Annotated in this window: 13 protein-coding genes and 1 tRNA gene; 5 read left to right on the forward strand and 9 right to left on the reverse strand. The window is 68.0% G+C overall.

Features of this window, described 5'->3' with window-relative positions; translation table 11 throughout:
- Positions 1-5 precede the first annotated feature (5 nt).
- Both EUC46_RS09185 and EUC46_RS09190 read left to right on the forward strand, forming a co-directional pair.
- Positions 6-1,394, forward strand: coding sequence for a dipeptidase (locus tag EUC46_RS09185; RefSeq protein ID WP_128773867.1), 1,389 nt, complete (start codon positions 6-8; stop codon positions 1,392-1,394).
- 7 nt (positions 1,395-1,401) lie between these two features.
- The gene (locus EUC46_RS09190; protein WP_128773868.1) at positions 1,402-2,598 is read left to right on the forward strand and encodes a glycerate kinase; all 1,197 of its coding nucleotides are present in this window, start codon (positions 1,402-1,404) and stop codon (positions 2,596-2,598) included.
- Between the two features lie 182 nt (positions 2,599-2,780).
- On the opposite strand, the gene EUC46_RS09195 is transcribed toward EUC46_RS09190, so the two are convergent.
- The 6 genes from EUC46_RS09195 to EUC46_RS09220 form a co-directional block, all read right to left on the reverse strand.
- Positions 2,781-3,794, reverse strand: a complete 1,014-nt coding sequence (locus EUC46_RS09195) for a LacI family DNA-binding transcriptional regulator (RefSeq protein WP_128773869.1) — start codon at positions 3,792-3,794, stop codon at positions 2,781-2,783.
- A gap of 34 nt (positions 3,795-3,828) precedes the next feature.
- Positions 3,829-5,763, reverse strand: coding sequence for a glycoside hydrolase family 13 protein (locus EUC46_RS09200; RefSeq protein ID WP_128773870.1), 1,935 nt, complete (start codon positions 5,761-5,763; stop codon positions 3,829-3,831).
- A 5-nt stretch (positions 5,764-5,768) separates the two neighbouring features.
- Positions 5,769-6,671, reverse strand: a complete 903-nt coding sequence (locus EUC46_RS09205) for a sugar ABC transporter permease (protein WP_128773871.1) — start codon at positions 6,669-6,671, stop codon at positions 5,769-5,771.
- Positions 6,672-6,692: 21 nt separating this feature from the next.
- Complete coding sequence (locus EUC46_RS09210) at positions 6,693-8,273, reverse strand: ABC transporter permease subunit (protein ID WP_128773872.1); 1,581 nt, start codon at positions 8,271-8,273, stop codon at positions 6,693-6,695.
- Between the two features lie 164 nt (positions 8,274-8,437).
- On the reverse strand, positions 8,438-9,709 hold the full coding sequence (locus tag EUC46_RS09215; protein WP_128773873.1) for a sugar ABC transporter substrate-binding protein: 1,272 nt from the start codon (positions 9,707-9,709) through the stop codon (positions 8,438-8,440).
- A gap of 221 nt (positions 9,710-9,930) precedes the next feature.
- On the reverse strand, positions 9,931-11,160 hold the full coding sequence (locus EUC46_RS09220; RefSeq protein WP_128773874.1) for an alpha-amylase family protein: 1,230 nt from the start codon (positions 11,158-11,160) through the stop codon (positions 9,931-9,933).
- A 161-nt stretch (positions 11,161-11,321) separates the two neighbouring features.
- Between EUC46_RS09220 and EUC46_RS09225 the strand changes: the two genes are divergently transcribed.
- Positions 11,322-12,656 (forward strand): deoxyguanosinetriphosphate triphosphohydrolase, encoded by a 1,335-nt coding sequence (locus EUC46_RS09225; protein ID WP_128773875.1) that lies wholly within the window; start codon positions 11,322-11,324, stop codon positions 12,654-12,656.
- Between the two features lie 139 nt (positions 12,657-12,795).
- Positions 12,796-14,808 (forward strand): DNA primase, encoded by a 2,013-nt coding sequence (dnaG, locus tag EUC46_RS09230; RefSeq protein WP_128773876.1) that lies wholly within the window; start codon positions 12,796-12,798, stop codon positions 14,806-14,808.
- A gap of 915 nt (positions 14,809-15,723) precedes the next feature.
- Here the strand turns inward: dnaG and EUC46_RS13465 are convergent.
- The 3 genes from EUC46_RS13465 to EUC46_RS09245 all read right to left on the reverse strand — a co-directional run bounded on the left by EUC46_RS13465 (position 15,724) and on the right by EUC46_RS09245 (position 16,935).
- A complete protein-coding gene (locus tag EUC46_RS13465) occupies positions 15,724-16,101 on the reverse strand; it encodes a MerR family DNA-binding transcriptional regulator (protein WP_128773890.1) in 378 nt (125 codons plus the stop codon).
- 103 nt (positions 16,102-16,204) lie between these two features.
- Positions 16,205-16,276: transfer RNA gene (locus EUC46_RS09240), tRNA-Asn, on the reverse strand.
- Positions 16,277-16,368: 92 nt separating this feature from the next.
- Positions 16,369-16,935, reverse strand: coding sequence for a hypothetical protein (locus EUC46_RS09245; RefSeq protein ID WP_241655511.1), 567 nt, complete (start codon positions 16,933-16,935; stop codon positions 16,369-16,371).
- 126 nt (positions 16,936-17,061) lie between these two features.
- On the opposite strand from EUC46_RS09245, the gene def reads away from it, so the two are divergent.
- The gene (gene def, locus EUC46_RS09250) at positions 17,062-17,553 is read left to right on the forward strand and encodes a peptide deformylase (protein ID WP_128773877.1); all 492 of its coding nucleotides are present in this window, start codon (positions 17,062-17,064) and stop codon (positions 17,551-17,553) included.
- Positions 17,554-17,695: the final 142 nt, after the last annotated feature.

Genomic DNA, 17,695 nt, shown 5'->3' on the forward strand with positions numbered 1-17,695 from the left:
AAACCATGATCACAGTCAACAGTGTGCGCACTGCCGTGCACGATGCTTTCCCGACCATTGTCAAGGACCTCACCGAACTGGTTGCCATCCCCTCCGTTTCCGCCACCGGCCACGACCAGGCCCAGGTGGCCCGCTCCGCCGAGCATGTGGCCGCCCTCCTGGCCGCCTCCGGCATGGAGGCCCAGATCTGCTCGGCCCCCGGGTCCGACGGCGCCCCTGGCCGCCCAGCGGTGCTGGCCCACCGTGAGGGACCTGCCGGCAGCCCCCATGTGCTCTTGTACGCCCACCATGACGTCCAGCCCGTTGGAGACCCGCAGGGCTGGGCTCAGCCCGATCCTTTCACCGCCGTGCGTCGCGGCGACCGTCTTTTCGGCCGGGGCACCGCCGACGACGGGGCCGGGATCGTCGCCCACGTCCATGCCCTGCGCACCTTGGCGGCCTTGGGCCAGGACTCCCTGCCCTGCTCGGTGACCGTCTTCATTGAGGGGGAGGAAGAGGTCGGCTCGCCCTCATTCGAGAACTTCCTGGCCGCCCACCGCGAACGCCTCGAGGCCGATGTCATCGTTGTGGCCGACTCTTCGAACTGGAAGGTCGGTGCCCCCGCCCTGACCACCTCCCTGCGTGGCGTTATCCAGGTTGATGTACGCCTGGAGGTCCTGGACCACGCCTTGCACTCGGGTCAATACGGCGGCCCCATTATGGACGCCACTACTGCCATGTGCCGCCTGATGGCGACCCTCCACAATGAGGCGGGCGACGTCGCCGTACCCGGCCTGGTCTGCCACTGTCAAGCCGGCCCTGACTTCCCCGACTACTCGGAGGCCGATTTCCGCATGGACGCCGGGATGCTCGACGGGGTGGAGCTGGTGGGCACGGGTGATCTCACCGCCCGCCTGTGGACCAAACCCACCCTGACCGTCATCGGTATGGATGTCACCCCTTTGCAGCTGGCCGGCAACGTTCTGGCCCCCTCCTGCACAGCGCGCCTGTCCATGCGCATTGCCCCGGGTCAGGACCCGCAGGAGGCCTTTGAGGCTCTCACCGCCCACCTCCAGGCGCACACCCCCTTCGGCGCCCGGTTGAACGTGGTCCTGGGGGAGGCGGGCCCCGCCTTCGACGGCTCCTCGCAGACCCCTGCCGGGCGCGCCGCCCACTGGGCGCTGGAGGCGGCCTGGGGCACCCCCAGCGTGGACATTGGTCAGGGCGGCTCCATCCCCTTCATCGCCACCCTCCAGGAGACCTTCCCGGATGCGCAGGTGCTGGTTACCGGTATTGAGGACCCCGACTCGCGCGCCCACAGCGAGGACGAGTCCATGCACCTGGGCGAGCTCGAGCGCGTCGTGGTCGCCGAGGCGCTGCTCCTGGCCCGCCTGGGCGGGGCGGTCGCGGAATGACCGGCAGGTGAGGGTTCTTCTGGCCCCTGGCGCCATGCGCCCCGAGCCCGGGGGCGTCCCCGTACCCGGGCTCGGGTTGGCCGCCCAGGGCGTGGTCCGGGCCTTGGCCTACGGGTGGTCGCAGGCCCGCCCCGCCGATGTGCTCACCATGCTGCCGTTGGGTGACGGCGCTGCGGGCAGTGCCCAGGCCATAGCCGCCGAGCGCATTGTCGCCAAGGAGAACCTGAAGGCGCCCGGGCCCTTGGACCAGGATCGTGAGGCCGCCCTGGTGCGCCTGTCCAACCCCCGGGTGGCGGCGGCCGGATCGACCTGGTGGCTTGACGCCGCGGCCTGGGCGCCCCTGCCGGAGCAGGCCGATGCCGCCGCCCAGGAGGCCCTTCACGGCACGTCCGAGGGGCTCGGCATCCTGGTGGCCCAGGCCCTGGCCCGCACCGGCCCGGCCGACACTCTTGTGGTGGGCTTGGACCGCAGCGCCGTGCACGATGGCGGGCTCGGCATGATTGAGGCCTGGGGCGGCGTCGAGGGCGCCTGGAGGGCTGTGGCGGGGCGCGACGTCGTGCTGGCGCTAGCCGACGGCGTCGCCCTGGGCGGGCTGGCCGGATCCGGGCAGGCGCTGGCCTCACTGGCGGGTCTGCCCCCTCACCGGGCCCAGGACCTGGATCGGCGCGCCTGCGCCACGGCCATGCGCCTGGCGGGGCAGGCGGCCCTCGCCTCCGCCGGCGAAGAGGGGCCCGTTGCCGGGCCGCCCCTGCTCGGCCCTGGGGCTGACGGCGGGCACCGGACTGGACTGTCGGCGACCACCTGGGGGACGGGGGCCGCCGGCGGCTGCGCCCTGGTGCTGCGCGCACTGGGGGCGCGGGCGCTACCCGGCGCCCAGGTCATGGGCCGGCTTGTGGGCCTGGAGCGGGCGGTGGAGGGCCAGGAGCTGGTGGTTACCGCCACCGGGGAGGCATATGACGTCCCGGACTATGGCGTGCCCGCCATCGCCGGCCGGGCGGCCGCCACCCACGCCCTGCCCGCAGTGCTGGTGGCGGGCCTGGCGGCCGTGCCCCGCAGCGAACTGGCCGCAGTAGGCCTGTTGGGCGCCTACTCGCTTCAGTCCCCGGGGCCTGGCGGGGACGGGTGGCTCAGTGCGGGACCGGCTGCCCTGGAGGCGCGGGTGGCCCAGCTGGGATCGCGTTTGGCTCGCACCTGGTCGCGCTAAGGGGCCGTGCGGCCCCCGCCGCCCGCCCCGCCGACTGCTGCCCACCGGGTGTGAGCGGCCCGCGCCGCAGGGGGTAGCACCCCTCACGCGCCAATCCTCTTGGGGCGTGCCGATGGAGCCGGGCGGCCCGCGCCCCCGGGGGTTAGTCGTTTGGCCCGTCGTAGGCCGGTCAGGGGGTCTGGTCAGGCCGGGGGGCACACTGCGGTCGAGCCGCGCACAATGAGGTCGGGGGCGAAGAGCATCTCGGTGTCGGAAACCTCCTGGCCGCCCATGGCCGTCATGAGCGTTGTCACCGCGGCCTGGCAGATCGTTACCACCGGCTGGCGCACTGTGGTCAGTGGCGGGTTGACCATGGGGATCAGAGGAGTGTCGTCATAGCCGATCACCGAGACGTCCTGCGGCACGGACTTGTCCAGGGCGTGCGCACCCTGGATGACACCCAGGGCAATAATGTCCGAGCCGCAGACAATGCCGGTGCATTCCTGGGCCAGGAGCTGGTGGGCGGCGTTAATGCCGCCCTCATAGGTGTAGAGCGTCTCGACGACGCGCAGCGGCTCCTCGGGGAGGGCTGCGGTCATAACATCCTCGTAGCCCGAGCGCTTGCGCTGGGCTGGAACCATGCGCAGCGGGCCCATGGCCAGCCCGATCCGCCGGTGCCCCAGGCTCACCAGGTGCTCCACGGCAATGCGTGCCGCAGCGCGGTCGTCGGTAGCGAAACCGGGGGTCTTAATGGTGGGGGCATTGCCATTGATGGTCACCAGGGGGATGCCCCGCTCACGCAGCCGCTGGTAGCGGGTTACATCCGCGCTGGTGTCGGCGTGGCGCCCCGAGACGAAGATAATGCCGGCCACGCCTCGGTCAACCAGCATTTGAATGTACTCGTCCTCGCTGGTACCGCCTGGGCTCTGGGTGCACAGCAGGGGGGTGTGCCCAGTGGGCGCCAAGAGCTGTTCGATCTCCTGGGCGAAGAGAGGAAAAACCGGATTGCTCAACTCGGGCACGATCAATCCGACCAGCCCCCGGGAGGCCTGGTGCAGGGACTCGGGGCGCTCATAGCCCAGCAGATCCAGGGCGACTAATACTTGGCGCCGGGTCGCCTCAGCGACATTGTCCTTCCCATTGAGAACCCGTGAAACAGTCGCGGTGGACACACCCGCCTGCTCCGCGATGTGAGACAGTGTAATGCGCTGCTGCATGGGATCTCCTGGGTAGCGGACAAGGAGGCGGGGCCTATGGCCCGGGGCGGAGCTTGACGACGACGGAGCCGGGGGCGTGTGCACCGATGACCAAGCACGGCTGGGCGTCATCCGACCCGGTGACGCGTCCATGAGCACCGTCGAACACCTCAATATCCTCCACCCCTGCGGCGGGGAGGAGGCGGAGCGGGAGTCGGACGGCGTCCGCGGCATCGCGGGCCAGGGCGACCAGCACGTCCCCATCCGGGTGCGTACGCACCCAGATTACGAGGTCAGCCTCAGCGTGGACGAATCGAAGTCCTCCCCGTCTCAAAGCCGGCAGCTCGCGGCGCATGGCGGCCAGGTGCCGGTAGCGGGCCAGGGTCCCATGATCCACCGGCCCCCAGGAGCCTGTGGCGCCCACGTGAGGGAGTTCGTGACCCGACTCGTCGCGCTGCCAGGGGATGGTGGTACGTGAGTGCTCCCCGTTGCGGCCGGTGGCGCCCAGCTCATCCCCGGCGAAGACGGTGGGCACGCCCGGGGCGGTGAAAAGGGCGGTGGCGGCCACCAGGTGCGCCGGACGCGACCCCAGGGCGGTGCGCGTCCGCGGGGTGTCGTGGGAGCACAGCAAGTTCATTGAGCGCAGCAGACTGGTGGCCGGCATCTGGGCCGTGTACTGCCGCACGCCGCGCACAATCGCGTCCCCGTTCAGGTGGGGCAGGGGGGTGGGGATGCCCAGCCAGGTCAGGCCGTCAGCCGGGTCCGGATTCGAGAGCCAAGCCCACAGGGGGCGGGTGAATCCCGCATAGTTCATGGTGCCCTGCCAGCCGGGCCCGGTCAGGTCCGCGGAGGCGTCGTGCCCGTGCTCGGCCACCAGCCACAGGCGGCGGCCGGTGGCCTGCTCGATCTGGCGCATGGTGGCGCGCATGTCGGCGGCAACCTGGTGGGCCAGGTCGACCATTCCTCTGCGCCCGGTCATGTTCGCCACGTCGGTGCGCCAGCCGTCGGCGCTGTAGGGCGGTTGCAGCCAGTGGGCGGTCACAGAATCGGGGCCCTGCAGCAGGCGGGTGCGCAGTTCGGAGCTGCGGTGGTCCAGGCGCGGTAGGGAGGGCACGTCCAGCCAGGCCTCGTACTGGTCGGGGTGGCTGGTGAAGGTGTAGAAGTGCGCCTCCGGGCAGGAGGCGTCGGCCTGGGCGGCGGTGAACCATTCATGGGTGGCGCCCGTGTGGTTGGTGGTCAAGTCCAGTATCAGGCGCATGCCGCGGGCGTGTATGGCCTGGCTCAGTCGGGCCAGGGCCTCATCCCCGCCCAGGAGTTCATCGACGTGCGTGAAGGTGGTGGAGTCGTAGCGGTGCGTGGAGCCGGCCGGGAAGACCGGGGTGAGGTAGATAATGTCCGCGCCCAGTTCGGCTATGTAGTCAAGATGGTCGGCGATGCCATCCAGGTCCCCGCCGTACCAGGCGTAAGCCGACTCCCTGGTCTGGGGCGGCTCGTCGAGCCAGGCGTGGGGCCGGGCCCACTGGGGGCGTTCGCGGTCGGCGGGGTCGGTGTGGGCGGCGAAGCGGTCGGGGAAGATCTGGTAGGCGATGGCGTCGGCCACCCAGGTGGGCGCCTCGTCGTGGGTGAGGATCTGGAAGTCGGTGGCGTCGGGGACGTCGTGGTCGCTCACCCCGGCGGCGTGGCACCACAGGTAGGGGGTGGGGCTGGAGGGCTCCAGGAGGAGGAAGCGGTAGCGGTTGACGGGGTTGACCAGGTGGACGCTGCCCTCCCACCAGGTTCCGGCCCGGCTGGTGTCCGTCGGCTCCAGCAGGGAGATCGCCGGCTCGCCGTCGACCACCTGACGCAGCACGACCTGTTCGGGAGCGCGCGGGGCCGGTACCCAGAGCCTGGCCGTGAGCCGGGCGCCGGGGCTTCGTCGCCCGCGTAGGTAGGCCGGACCGGTGTCGTGGTGGGGTTGCGTCAGGAGGTCGACAGGCGAGCCGGTGATCATATCGATCAGCCCTTGACGGCGCCCGCGGTGGAGCCGCCCACAATGTAGCGCTGAAGGAACTGGAACAGGGCGATGACCGGCACCATTGTCATGACGGCGCCCGCGGCGAAAACGCCCAGGTTGTTGGAGCGGTCACCGGAGAGCAGGCCGTACAGGCCTACGGCGAGAGTCTTCTTGGAGTTGTCGGTCAGAAAGATCGAGCCCAGAAGGAACTCGGAGATAATGCCCACGAAGGCCAATAGGAAGGTGGTCGCGATAATCGGCTTGAGGGTGGGCAGCAGGATAATGCGGAATACCTGCCAGTGGTTGCAGCCATCAATGATGGCGGCCTCGTCGAGCTCCTTCGGAATAGTGTCGAAGGTGCCCTTGATGAGCCAGACCTGGCCCAGCGCCCCACCCATGAGGGCCAGGCTGTAGCCGGTCAGGGTGTTCAGGCCGATCGCGGGAATGACTTGGCCGATGTCGGAGATCATGTTGTAAATGGCGATCATGGACAGTGTGGCGGGGAACATCATGATCAGGAGCAGGGCCAGCAGGCCTCCACGGCGCCCCTTGAAGCGCAGGCGGGAGAATGCGTAGGCGGCCAACAGGGAGAAGAAGATCTGGACCGCAGCCACAACCGCGCAGATGATAATGGTGTTGAGGTACCACTGCAGGAAGGGGCCCTTGGCCCCTGAGAGCAGGGTCTGGTAGTGGGTCAGGCTAACCTGTGAGGGGATCAGGCCGGTGGAGGCGACCGTGCCCACGGGGTTAAGAGAAGCCGAGATGACGTAGAGGATGGGGAAGGCGGCGAAGACGAGGGCGAGAACGCCAACAAGGTGGCGCCAGCCGATCTCCCGCAGCCAGCGGCCGAAGGACATGTGATTCTCGGGCGCATCGGCCCCGGTGGTGGATGGTGAAATACTCATGGTGATTCGTCTTCTCTGAGATTAGTTAATGTCTTCGAGGGCCCGGGTGGCGCGGAATTGAACGACTGCCAGGACGCCGGTAATGACGAACAGCGCCACCGACACCGCTGAAGCGAAGCCGTAATCGGCTCCCGAGCCGCCGAAGGCGATACGGAAAATCATTGAGATGAGGATGTCGGTGCCGCCGCGGGCGTACTCCCCGGGGGCGAAGGGGCCGCCCTGGGTGAGTAGTTCAATGGCGTTGAAGTTGTTGAAGTTGAAGGCGAAAGAACTCACCAGCAGGGGGGCGACGGCCACCAGTAGCAGGGGGGCGATGATCTTAATGGTGGTTTGCATGCCGGTGGCGCCATCCATCTTGGCGGCCTCCTTGACGTCGGAGGAAATCGACTGCAGCGCGCCGGTGCACACAATGAACATGTAGGGGAAGCCCATCCAGGTGTTGGTCAGCAGCACGGCGACCTTGGCCATGGTCGGGTCGGAGAGCCAGGGGATGGACAGGTGGAGCGTTTCGTTGATCAGGCCGAAGTCCTGGTTGTAGAAGTTCGACCAGATTAGCAGGGAAATAAATCCAGGCACGGCGTAGGGCAGCAGCAGGAAGGAGCGGTAGAGCCTGCGGCCCTTGATGCGCTCGTCATTGAGGACCAGGGCCAGGGAGAAGCCGACGATGAAGCTCAAGAACACCGAGCAGAAGGCGAAGACCACGGTCCACGCGAAGGCCTTCAAGAACTGGGCCCCGATGTTGGAGTCCGCGAACAGGCGGGAGTAGTTGGCCAGGCCCACGTTCTGCTTCCAGGATTGGGGGAGCTTGTTGCCGTCGGCGTCGGCGTAGAACTCCGAGGTGCCGATCTTCTGGACCGTATAGGTCACGCCGGTGTCGTTGTTAGTGATGGTGTCGGTGGCCTCGTCATAGGTGAGGGTCTTGACGCCCTCATAGGCCGCGCGCACGCCCTGAACCTTGATGGCACTCGTCTCCGATACCGACAGCGTCAGGGCGGTGATCTGGTCGTAGTAGGCGTTGACCTCACGGGGAGTGAGGATGGTGTAGCCCTCGGCGGCGGTGACGAAGCCGTCGGTGACGGTGACGGCGGACTTATCGGCCTTCGCGACCGTCTCGCCATCGGCGCCGTAAAGGACCTCCCCGGAGTCGGGGTCGACCAGGAACAGCGAGTAGGGCCCATCCGCCGCGGTGCCGGTGGTGGCTACCGAGAGGTTGTACAGGGGGGAGTCGGCGGCCTGGACCACGGAGTTGTTCGTGATGGTGGTGATTGCCTCCTCCTTGGTGCCGCGGAAGCCGTCACCGAAGTTGGTGAAGGAGGTCTGAACGGTCAGGATGATGGGGACGATGAGGAAGACACTGAGGAAGAAGGTTCCCGGGAACAGGTACTTGCCCGGGACGAAGCGTTTGGTGGAGTACAGCACGAATATGGCCACGGTGACCAGGATGACGATCGCCAGCCAGGTCCACATCTGGAACTTAATGAGTAGGGGAACAACGAAGATTGCGGCGGCCAGGGCAAGGGACAGGACGACGACGCGGCCGAGGATGGAGGCCAGGGTTGTCGACTTCTCCCTCGGGATCGCCATGCGGGAGGTGGACGTCATTGTCTGAGGAACCTTTCCGAGAGGTTGTGTGGTTGCCTGGGGAGGGCAGAGGTGAATGGGGCCTGTCAGGAGTCGCCTGGGCCCGTGGGGATGTGGTGATTGGGGCGCACGAAGCCCAGGGGAGCAGGGAGTTCCCGCTCCCCGGGCCTGGTGGTAGCTGAGGATCAGCCGCCGATCTTCTTCTTAATCTCCTCGCCGGCGCTGGTCATGGTTGAGGCGGGGTCGGCGCCGCCGACAATATTGGCCTCGGCCTGCCCCAGCGGCTGCCACACGGCGCTCATGGCCGGAATGGCGGGCATGGGGTCGGCGTTGGCCGCCAGGTCAGCCAGGGTCACCATGTCGGCGTGCTCGGTCTTGAGTTTCTCGGCCAGGTCCTTCTGGGCCGGGGGCAGCTCGTTGGAGGTGAACATGGCCTCGGCGAAGGTGGAGTCCTTCGCGGCGTCGGCCACAAAGTCCACAGCGAAGGCCTTGTTCTTGCCCTTGGACGCTACGAAGAAGCAGTTGACCCCCACGAAGGGGCGGGCGGTAGAGCCCTCAATGTCGGCGAAGCCGGGGATCTGGGAGATCTGATAGTCAATGCCCGCACCCTTAACGTCGGCCAGGGCCCAGGGGCCGGAGACCAGGTAGGGGGCCTTGCCGTCAGTGAACAGGGCAATGGCGTTGTCCCCGGTAATGGACTTCTTGAGCACGCCGTCGGCGCCCAGGGCGCCGATCTTGTCGGCCGCCACGAGGGAGCCCGCGCCGCCGACACCCAGGTCGTCGGGGTTGTAGGAGCCGTCGTCCTTCTTGCCGAACAGGTAGCCGCCTGCAGCCGTGTAGATGGGCTGCATGTGGTAGGCGTCGCCCTCCTCGCCCACGGGCAGGGAGAGGATGGCCTCCACGCCGGCGGCCTTGCCGGCGTCGACCAGTTCCTCAATGGTGGTGGGAGCGCTGACTGAGGTCAGCGACTTGTTGGCGAAGAGCGCCACGGTCTCTACCGCGTAGGGAGCGGCGTACGTCTGGCCGTCGTAGGTGACTGCGGCCAGGGCGACGTCGAAGTAGTTGGCCTTGGCGGTGTCGGTCAGACTCACTGGGTCAATGGAGCCGTTCTGGACCATGTTGCCGATCCAGTCGTGAGCGCCCATGACAATGTCGGGGCCGTTGCCGGCCTGGTTAGCGGTAATGAAATTCGACTGGAGGTCGTTGGCCACGGTCTGGACGGCCACGGTCAGGCCCTGCTCCTCACCCCACTTCGTGGCGGTGTCTCGGATGGAGTCCGCCTTCTTCTGGTCGGCCCAGATGACCAGGTCGGCGTTGGCGTCGCGTTCAGGCGGAGAATCAGTGCTTGAGCCTGAGGCGGAGGATGTGGAGTCGTTCTGTGCTCCGCAGGCGGAGACAGCGGCCAGGGAGGCGGCGATGGCAGTCATGGACAGGAACGACCGGCGGTTAAGAGGCACCGTGATTCTCCTTCGAATCTGGGAGGGGCGTGACATGGGCTCAGCCCCGTGACGGCAAAAAATGTAATCCCGTTTCGCAACTCTTGCAAGTCTTTTCAGACGGCTGTTGCGCGGCACTCGACACCGCGGCCCGAGGAGGGCGCCGCAGTGGTGCCTGATGGCGTGCGCACCCGCCGCCTGCGGAGCGACCGCGACAACCCGTCTCAGGTTCGCCGGCCGCCTCAGGCCACCGTCAGTGCGCGCAACCAGACTGTTGTCGTCGGGGGCAGGAGCAGCCGGCCCTCGCGCTGCTCCAGGCTGTGGGAGGACAGCAGCACCTCGGCGTGCTCGGGCAGAATCATCGCCCGGTCACTGGTGTTGACCACCACCAGCACTGAGCGCACCAGCAGCGTCAGCACCTCTTGGGGGCACCACTCCAAGCCGCGGACGAAGGCCAAGGGGGCATTGGCCATGCACTCCCTGCCGCGCACGTGGACCGCCTGGCGCACAGTGGCCAACGGTGAGCCGAACTGATAGGCCTGCGTGCGTGCGTGCTCCGCGACCGTCTCGGCCAGGGCCAGGGGCCGCGGAGGCTTGTCCCGGTCCAGCAGGTTGATCTCGTCGCCCTGACGCAGGTAGACCGCGCCCGGCAGCGCCAGCATGAGCACTTGCAGGGCGATGGAACGCCGGCGTCGCTCCTCAGTGGCCGCGGAGAACCAGGCGCGACCGCCCCCGGGATCGTTCTCGGGGATGAGGCGGTAACTCGGCAGGCAGCGCCACGCCGGAGGGGCGCCGAAGCGGTCGTGTTCGGCCAGGGAATGCGTGAGATGATCGGTGATGGACTCATGATCCCAGCGCACCAGCATGAGGGAATCGTCACGCAGATGGTGCAGCCAGTCGTCCTGCAGGTGGTGGCGCAGAGTCTCGGGGTAGTCGGCGGAAACGTCGGCGCCAATAATGCCGTCCTCAACATGCTCAGCCACCAGGCCCTGCAGGACAGTGAGATACTCGGTGAGGGCCTCCAGGTCAGTGCTTTCATCCACCTCAGGGGGCACGATCATGCCCAGGTCCACACCGTCGGCCCCGGCGGACAGGAACGCGCGGGCCCGCTCCAGCAATCCATCCCCATCCCTTTCCGCACCGGTGATAATGGGGTGGTCCCTGTGGGCGCGGGGGCCGGTGACCGGTCCGAGCGCCCCCGAGATGCGGGCAATGACGCGCAGGTTTCGCTCATGGGCGGCGGTGGTGAAGGAGTCGAAAGAGCCCAGGTCCGCGGTGCCGATGTCCACCAGGCTCGGGCGAACCAGTACGACCCGGAAACCCAGCGACGCCGCGTGCTCCAAGATGATCCCGGCCGTCTCAAGGTCGGCTGCGCCCAGCTCCGGGAAGGGGGCCTCATAGACGAGTCCGTCGCGCCACCACTCCAGAGGGCCGCTGTAGGCGCGGTGGACGAGGGTTGTCTTTGTGGTCACGGCAGCCCAATCCCTTCCGCCGAGCCATGAGCCCGGGCTCTTGTCTTTGGTGGATCAGACTGACTGAGGCAAAACAGTCCAGCCTTACCCTATCGGCAAGCATATGATCGGCGGGTAGGTCTGGCAAAAACGATAACGCTTTGCTGCGCTACGTTGAGCCCATGCCCCGCTCAAAGACCCCAGCGCCGCTCCTGACGGCCCGTGGTCTGCGCAACACCGTCGAGACCCCCGACCGCGTCCATGGATACGACCACGCCGATATTGAGAGGTTCGTCTCCGAGCCCGCCAAGAGCCCCCAGCGCACCCCTTTCGAGAGAGACCGCGCCCGCGTCCTGCACTCCTCGGCCCTGCGCAGACTCGGCGCCAAGACCCAGGTCCTGGGCCCCCTGGCCGACGACTTCGTGCGCACCCGGCTCACCCACTCCCTGGAGGTGGCGCAGGTGGGCAGGGCCCTGGGGCAGGTGCTGGGCTGCGACCCCGATGTAGTCGACGCCGCCTGCCTGAGCCACGACCTGGGCCACCCGCCCTACGGGCACAACGGGGAGAAGGCCCTCAACCTTGTTGCTGAGCGGATTGGCGGCTTTGAGGGCAACGCCCAGACTTTCCGTGTCCTGACCCGCCTGGAGCCCAAGACCGTGGGCGAGCGGGGACGCTCCGTGGGCCTGAACCTGACTCGGGCCAGCCTCGACGCCGTCGCCAAATACCCCTGGGGCAAGGGTCAGGGGCCCGGTGGACCAGAGGGCGCCAGCGCCCGTAAGTACGGCGTCTACCAGTCCGACCGGGAGACCTTCGAGTGGATGCGCGCCGGCGCCCCCGCAGGCCGCCGCTGCCTGGAGGCTCAGGTCATGGACCTGTCCGACGACGTCGGCTACTCCGTCCACGACGTCGAGGACGCCATCGCCCTGGGGCGCCTGAACCCCGCCTGGCTCCACCATGCCGGCGAAATCGACTCGGTCATTGACTCCACCCTGTCCTGGTACCGGCCACGGGCCACCGCCGACGAGCTGGGCGAGGCCTGGCAGCGCCTATCCGCACAGCCCTACTGGATCCGGGCGTACACCGGGGCGCGCTCAGACGCCGCGGCGTTGAAGAACCTCACCAGCGAACTCATTGGCCGCTTCGTTTCAGCGGTGGGGGAGGCCACGCGCGAGGTCTACGGGGAAGGCCAGCTCACGCGCTACGGCGCCGACCTGGTCATCCCCGAGTCCACAGCCACCGAGATCCTTCTACTCAAAGGCGTCGCCGTCCACTACGTAATGGCCCCGCGCGAGCACGAGCCGGTCTACCTGCGCCAGCGCACCGTCATTTTCGACCTGGCCGACGCCCTCATGACCTCCCGCGGCGAGCACCTGGACCCTGCGCTCGCGGGCGACTGGCGGGTGGCCGAGGATGAGGCTGCCCGACTGCGGGTGGTGGTCGACCAGATCGCCTCCCTGACCGATACCTCGGCCCGCACCTGGCACGCTCGTCTGTGCGGCATGTTCTCCCAGGTCTGAAGCTTCTCCCAGATCTGAAGCGCGCCGACCCGGTGCGCACTGGTTGGTGCGCACCGGTCAGCGCCTGTCGGGCCGGCGTCTCCAGCCGGGATGAGCGGACGATCCCAATGGCGCCCCGGGCCTCGCCTAGGATGAGCGCATGGCGGGGCTCATTAAGCGCGAGGACATTGACGCAGTGCGTCAGCGCGCCAGGATCGAGGACGTGGTCGGCGAGCAGGTGACCCTCAAGCCCGCAGGGGTCGGCTCCCTCAAGGGCCTGTGCCCCTTCCACGACGAGCGCACCCCCTCCTTCCATGTCCGCCCCCAGCTGGGCCTGTGGCACTGCTTCGGCTGTGGGGAGGGCGGGGATGTCATCTCCTTCGTCCAGCGAATCAACCACCTGGGCTTCGCCGAGGCGGTCGAGTACCTGGCCGACCGCACCGGGGTACAGCTGCGCTACGAGGACGGCGGCCAGGTCACCCGCGGCGTCGAGCCCGGCACTCGCCAGCGTCTCCTGGACGCCAACCGTCTGGCCCAGGCCTGGTTCGCCGAGCAGTTGGCCACCCCAGAGGCCCAGCACGCCCGTGACTTCCTCACCGGCCGCGGCTTCGACCGCCATGCGGCGGCGCACTTCGGGGTCGGCTACGCGCCCGCGGGCTGGGACAACCTCGCCCGCCGATTGCGCGACGCCGGCTATACCGAGCGCGAGCTGGTCGAGTCTGGACTGTGCAGTCAGGGAGGGCAGGACGGCCGACGCATCTACGACCGTTTCCGCGACCGGCTCATCTGGCCCATCCGGGACGTCACCGGCGCCACCGTCGGCTTTGGCGCTCGGCGCCTGTCCGAGGAGGACCAGGGCCCCAAGTACCTCAACACCCCCGAGACCGCCATCTACCACAAGAACCAGGTGCTCTACGGCCTGGACCTGGCCAAGAGGGAGATCGCCCGCAGTCACCGCATTGTCGTGGTCGAGGGCTACACCGACGTCATGGCCGCCCACCTGTCGGGGGTGCCTACGGCGGTGGCCACCTGCGGCACGTCGTTCGGTGGCGAGCATGTGCGCATTGTGCGCCGTCTGCTGGGAGACGCCGCTGACCCGTCCGCCGGGGTGATCACCGGCCACCAGGCCCGCGGGGGGGAGATCGTCTTCACCTTCGACGGCGATGCCGCCGGACGCAAGGCGGCGCTGCGCGCCTACGCTGAGGACCAGCACTTCGCCGCCCAGACCTTCGTGGCCATAGAGCCGACCGGCCTGGACCCCTGTGACCTGCGCATGGCTGAGGGGGACGCTGCGATCCCGCGGTTGCTGGAGCGGCGCACCCCGCTGTTCGAGTTCGTGATCCGCACCTCCCTGTCCAGCCTCGACCTGGACACCGCCGAAGGGCGCGTGCGCGGCCTGCGCGCCGCCGCCCCCGTGGTTGCCGGTATTCGTGATCGTGCGCTGCGCCGGGAGTACACGCGCCGCCTAGCCGGATGGCTGGGCATGCCCGAACCCGAGGTGGCCTCAGCCGTGCGTTTTGCCGAACGTCGCGGCGCCCGGGGCCCGGGGCCGCAGGCCCCCGGCGGCGACGAGGAGGTCCCCTTCCAGGGGAAAGCGCCCACCAGCAGTCGGTTGCCGCAGTCCACCGACCCGGTCATTGAACTGGAGCGGCAGGTCCTGGCTGTCATGGTCCAGTTCCCCGTGGCCGCCGCCGCGGCCGGTGCCGACGACCTGGACCCGGCATCTTTCAGCCAACCCGTTCACCGTGCCGTCTTCGAGGCTCTCCAAGCCGCCGGGGGTACCCAAGAAGTGCCCGAGTTGGTGAATCAGGCCCTCCAGTCGGGCACCGGGCAGCATGAGGTGGTGGGGCGGGCAGCCATCCACTGGATTGAGCAGGTGCGCGCCGGGGCCATCGCCTCTGTGGACGCCGCCCTGACGGAACTCGCCGTGGTTCCGCTGCCCATTCCAGAGCCGCGCAACCGGGCCGGGGCGGGGGAGGCCGACACCGACGCGGCTCAGCGCCTGGCGGGGGAGGCGGTGACGGCTCTGACCAGGGTGGCCATCAACCGGCGCCTGGCCGAGTTGCGCGCCAGGCAGCGGCGCATGTCCCCGGACGCCCAGGGGTACCGTGAACTCTTCGAGGAGATTGTGGGTCTGGAGAGCCGCCGCATGCAGATGGCCCGCCAGGCCTGAGGCGGGCCGGGGAGGTTGGCCGGGACGGTTGCCGTGCTGCCGCCTGAGTTCAGCCGGGGGAGCACGGAAGAGGCCCTCACCACCCGGTATGGGTGGTGAGGGCCTCCGTGGTGCGATCGTCGGCTCGCTCACCAGAATCAGCCCGCTACTTGCTCTGCTTCTTGGAACGTGTAGCTGTGATGATCTGGGGACCGATAGCGAATGCGGCAGCTAGCCCAGTCAGCGCAGCTGAGGCGGATTCGCCGGCGATAAGGAGACCGATCGTGGCCACGCCCAGTAGCCATGGGAAGAACGCGACAGCCCAGGCAGCTCCCTGGAAGGCCCTGGCCTCGGCTCTGGTGGTGATCTTCTGGTTCTCGATCTCAGCAGCGTGAGCCTTCTCCGCCATGGCGAGTATCCGGTCGGCCGCTCCAGGCAGGACCTGCCTCGTAGCCCAGAAAATCCTCTGGTGTGGGCAGCGGGCCTATGTGCGTGTAAGTCAGCGAGGCCGCGGAGTAGGCCGCTCCTTCTTCATCGCCAGGCGGATGGAATTCCCCACCTGATTCCAGGAGCTCCTCGCCACGCTCTGCCTGGGGGTCCGGATGCTCCTGTAGTTCTCCACCGTTGGATTCAGCGCCAGGCGCGCTCCCCTTCTGCTGCCCGACCGTACTGCCTCCAGTACCGGGTTCATCGAGGCCCTCCCCTATTATCGTTGTGGGTCATGGGTTCTCCTACTGTATGTGGTCAGCCTCTACGCTGTGAAGCCCAACGGGAGCCTCATCGCTCGCAGGGGAAGGCGCCGTTCAAGACGGCATAGCGAGAGGGCAGGGGTCGGACAGAAGAGGCAACTCATAGTAGCCGCACGGCCGGAGGAGTGATGGCACCCTTGGCGATCGCCTGGGTGTCGTTGGGCCGGTCGAGTGGATCACCCGACCATCACCGATGTAGATCGCGACATGGTGGACGTTGCAGAAGTGCGGTTCCCTCCGCCCCGCGCAGACGAGCGCGTATGAGCCCTCGGGGACGCGCTGGCTGAAGAACAGGATGTTCTCGGGGTGCAGCTCGGCCGCAGGATCCTCCTCGGCGCGCGCCAGGACGTTGCGCACGACTCTGGGCGCGACTAAGCCACCGATCACGACCGAGAGCAGGCCAATCACAGCTGTCAGCCAGGCGGGATCCCGCCTGGCCGGGTGCTCGGTGACCACCGGGAGTGATCATGCGAGGGAGAAGAAGGCCCTTCTCGACCCAGCGGCGGACGGTGGAGCCAGCAACGGCCGCTCGCCGAGCGACCTCATTAGTCGTGTATAGCGCGATTTAAGAGAGCATAGACGTACTTCTGTGGCTCATGACCGGGGGTAACCCGGGCGGCTCCGGGAACGACGGAGCCCCGGCCGTGGGGGCCGGGGCTCGTGGTGGGCTCCCGCGGCTGGACTCGAACCAGCAACCTGCCGATTAACAGTCGGACGCTCTGCCATTGAGCTACGCGGGAATGGTGCGTGATGCGGGTAGAACGTTAGCAGTCCGCGCCGCCGTGCGTCGAATCGACGAAAAATCGACCGGTGGCGCAACCGCAACGGAAAGTCATCCTGTGGGCAGACCCACACCATCTCCGACGCGTTGCCGCAGTCTGGCTAGCGCCTGCCGGTCCGGCTCCGGGAGGCCGGCAGGCTCAGTCGGCGAGGTGACCATGTAGAGGTCACCGGTGGGGGAGAGACGCACGGAGGCGGTCGCCCTCAGCCCGCTGGGCAGCACCTGGGTGGCGGTGTGGACAATGGTCGCCTCCACCCGCTGCCGTAACGCCCGGGCGAAGGGCGCCACATCGACCTCTTGGCCAGTGCCCTTCCGACCGGCGTCGCCCTCCAGGTTCTGGGGCACCCGGAGCACCAAGGGCGGCCGGGACTCCTGTGCCCACCGCAGAGTGAAGCAACGCTCGGAGGCATCCCACGAACCGTGCTCGACGGCGTTCCACGGCTCGTCGGTCACTACGCCGTCGGCCTCCATGACCGTTAGGTGAGTCAGCGTCGCCACTGCCCAGCGTCCGCCGTCGCCGGCAACGGGCACCGATGCCAGCACCCGCCTGCCGGCCGGCAGGTGCGCGGTGAGACCCGCCGGCAAACGAGGGGCATGGCGTCGTCGAAGAAAAAGCATAACCGCACGCTACCGGGGTCACGGCCACCAGGGCGGACGCACGCCCGTGGGCCCAGCCGCCGCCCGAGAATCGTGGTGTCCCGGCGGCCGGGAATCGCGGTGTCGGGGACGTGCGAGGATGGGGTCATGGCATACCGCGAGATCCGCATTATCGGCGACCCGATCCTGCGCACCGAGTGCGACTGGATTACCGACATCGACAACTCCGTGAGGGCGCTGGTCGAGGACCTCCTGGAGACTGTTGACGAGGAGGGGCGCGCCGGGCTGGCCGCCAACCAGATCGGTGTCGGGATGCGCGCCTTCTCCTGGAACATCGATGGCGAGATCGGCTACATCCTCAACCCCAAGATTGTTGAACTCTCTAAGGACGAGTATCAGGACGGCGAGGAGGGCTGCCTGTCCGTCCCGGGCCTGTGGTACCCCACCAAACGGGCCTGGTACGCCCGCGCCGAGGGCATTGACCTTGACGGCAAGCCGGTTGTCATCGAGGGCGAGGAACTCATGGGCCGCTGCATCCAACACGAATGCGACCATCTTGACGGGCATCTCTACCTGGACCGTCTGGACCGCAAGAACCGGGCTAAGGCCATGAGGGCCCTGCGGGCCAAGGGCCTGTGAGGCGCCCGCGGCCCCGGGGGCCGCAGTTCCGGACAGTTCCGGACCCACCATTCTTGAAAAAGGCGGGGCGCCCGCGGCCCCGGGGCCGCAGGTATCAGGTATTCAGGTATAAGGCCCTACTGGCCCTACTGGGGTGCCGGGG

This window comes from Actinomyces oricola, from assembly GCF_004104015.1.
In the GTDB taxonomy this organism is placed as follows: domain Bacteria; phylum Actinomycetota; class Actinomycetes; order Actinomycetales; family Actinomycetaceae; genus Actinomyces; species Actinomyces oricola.

Bases quoted from the DNA above. Each gene is read 5' to 3' on its own strand.
- EUC46_RS09225 (WP_128773875.1), top strand. From the start codon at position 11,322: ATGCCCCGCTCAAAGACCCCAGCGCCGCTCCTGACGGCCCGTGGTCTG.
- EUC46_RS09205 (WP_128773871.1), bottom strand. From the start codon at position 6,671: ATGAGTATTTCACCATCCACCACCGGGGCCGATGCGCCCGAGAATCAC.
- EUC46_RS09185 (WP_128773867.1), top strand. From the start codon at position 6: ATGATCACAGTCAACAGTGTGCGCACTGCCGTGCACGATGCTTTCCCG.
- EUC46_RS09245 (WP_241655511.1), bottom strand. From the start codon at position 16,935: ATGCTTTTTCTTCGACGACGCCATGCCCCTCGTTTGCCGGCGGGTCTC.
- dnaG (WP_128773876.1), top strand. From the start codon at position 12,796: ATGGCGGGGCTCATTAAGCGCGAGGACATTGACGCAGTGCGTCAGCGC.
- EUC46_RS09200 (WP_128773870.1), bottom strand. From the start codon at position 5,763: ATGATCACCGGCTCGCCTGTCGACCTCCTGACGCAACCCCACCACGAC.
- def (WP_128773877.1), top strand. From the start codon at position 17,062: ATGGCATACCGCGAGATCCGCATTATCGGCGACCCGATCCTGCGCACC.
- EUC46_RS09195 (WP_128773869.1), bottom strand. From the start codon at position 3,794: ATGCAGCAGCGCATTACACTGTCTCACATCGCGGAGCAGGCGGGTGTG.
- EUC46_RS09210 (WP_128773872.1), bottom strand. From the start codon at position 8,273: ATGACGTCCACCTCCCGCATGGCGATCCCGAGGGAGAAGTCGACAACC.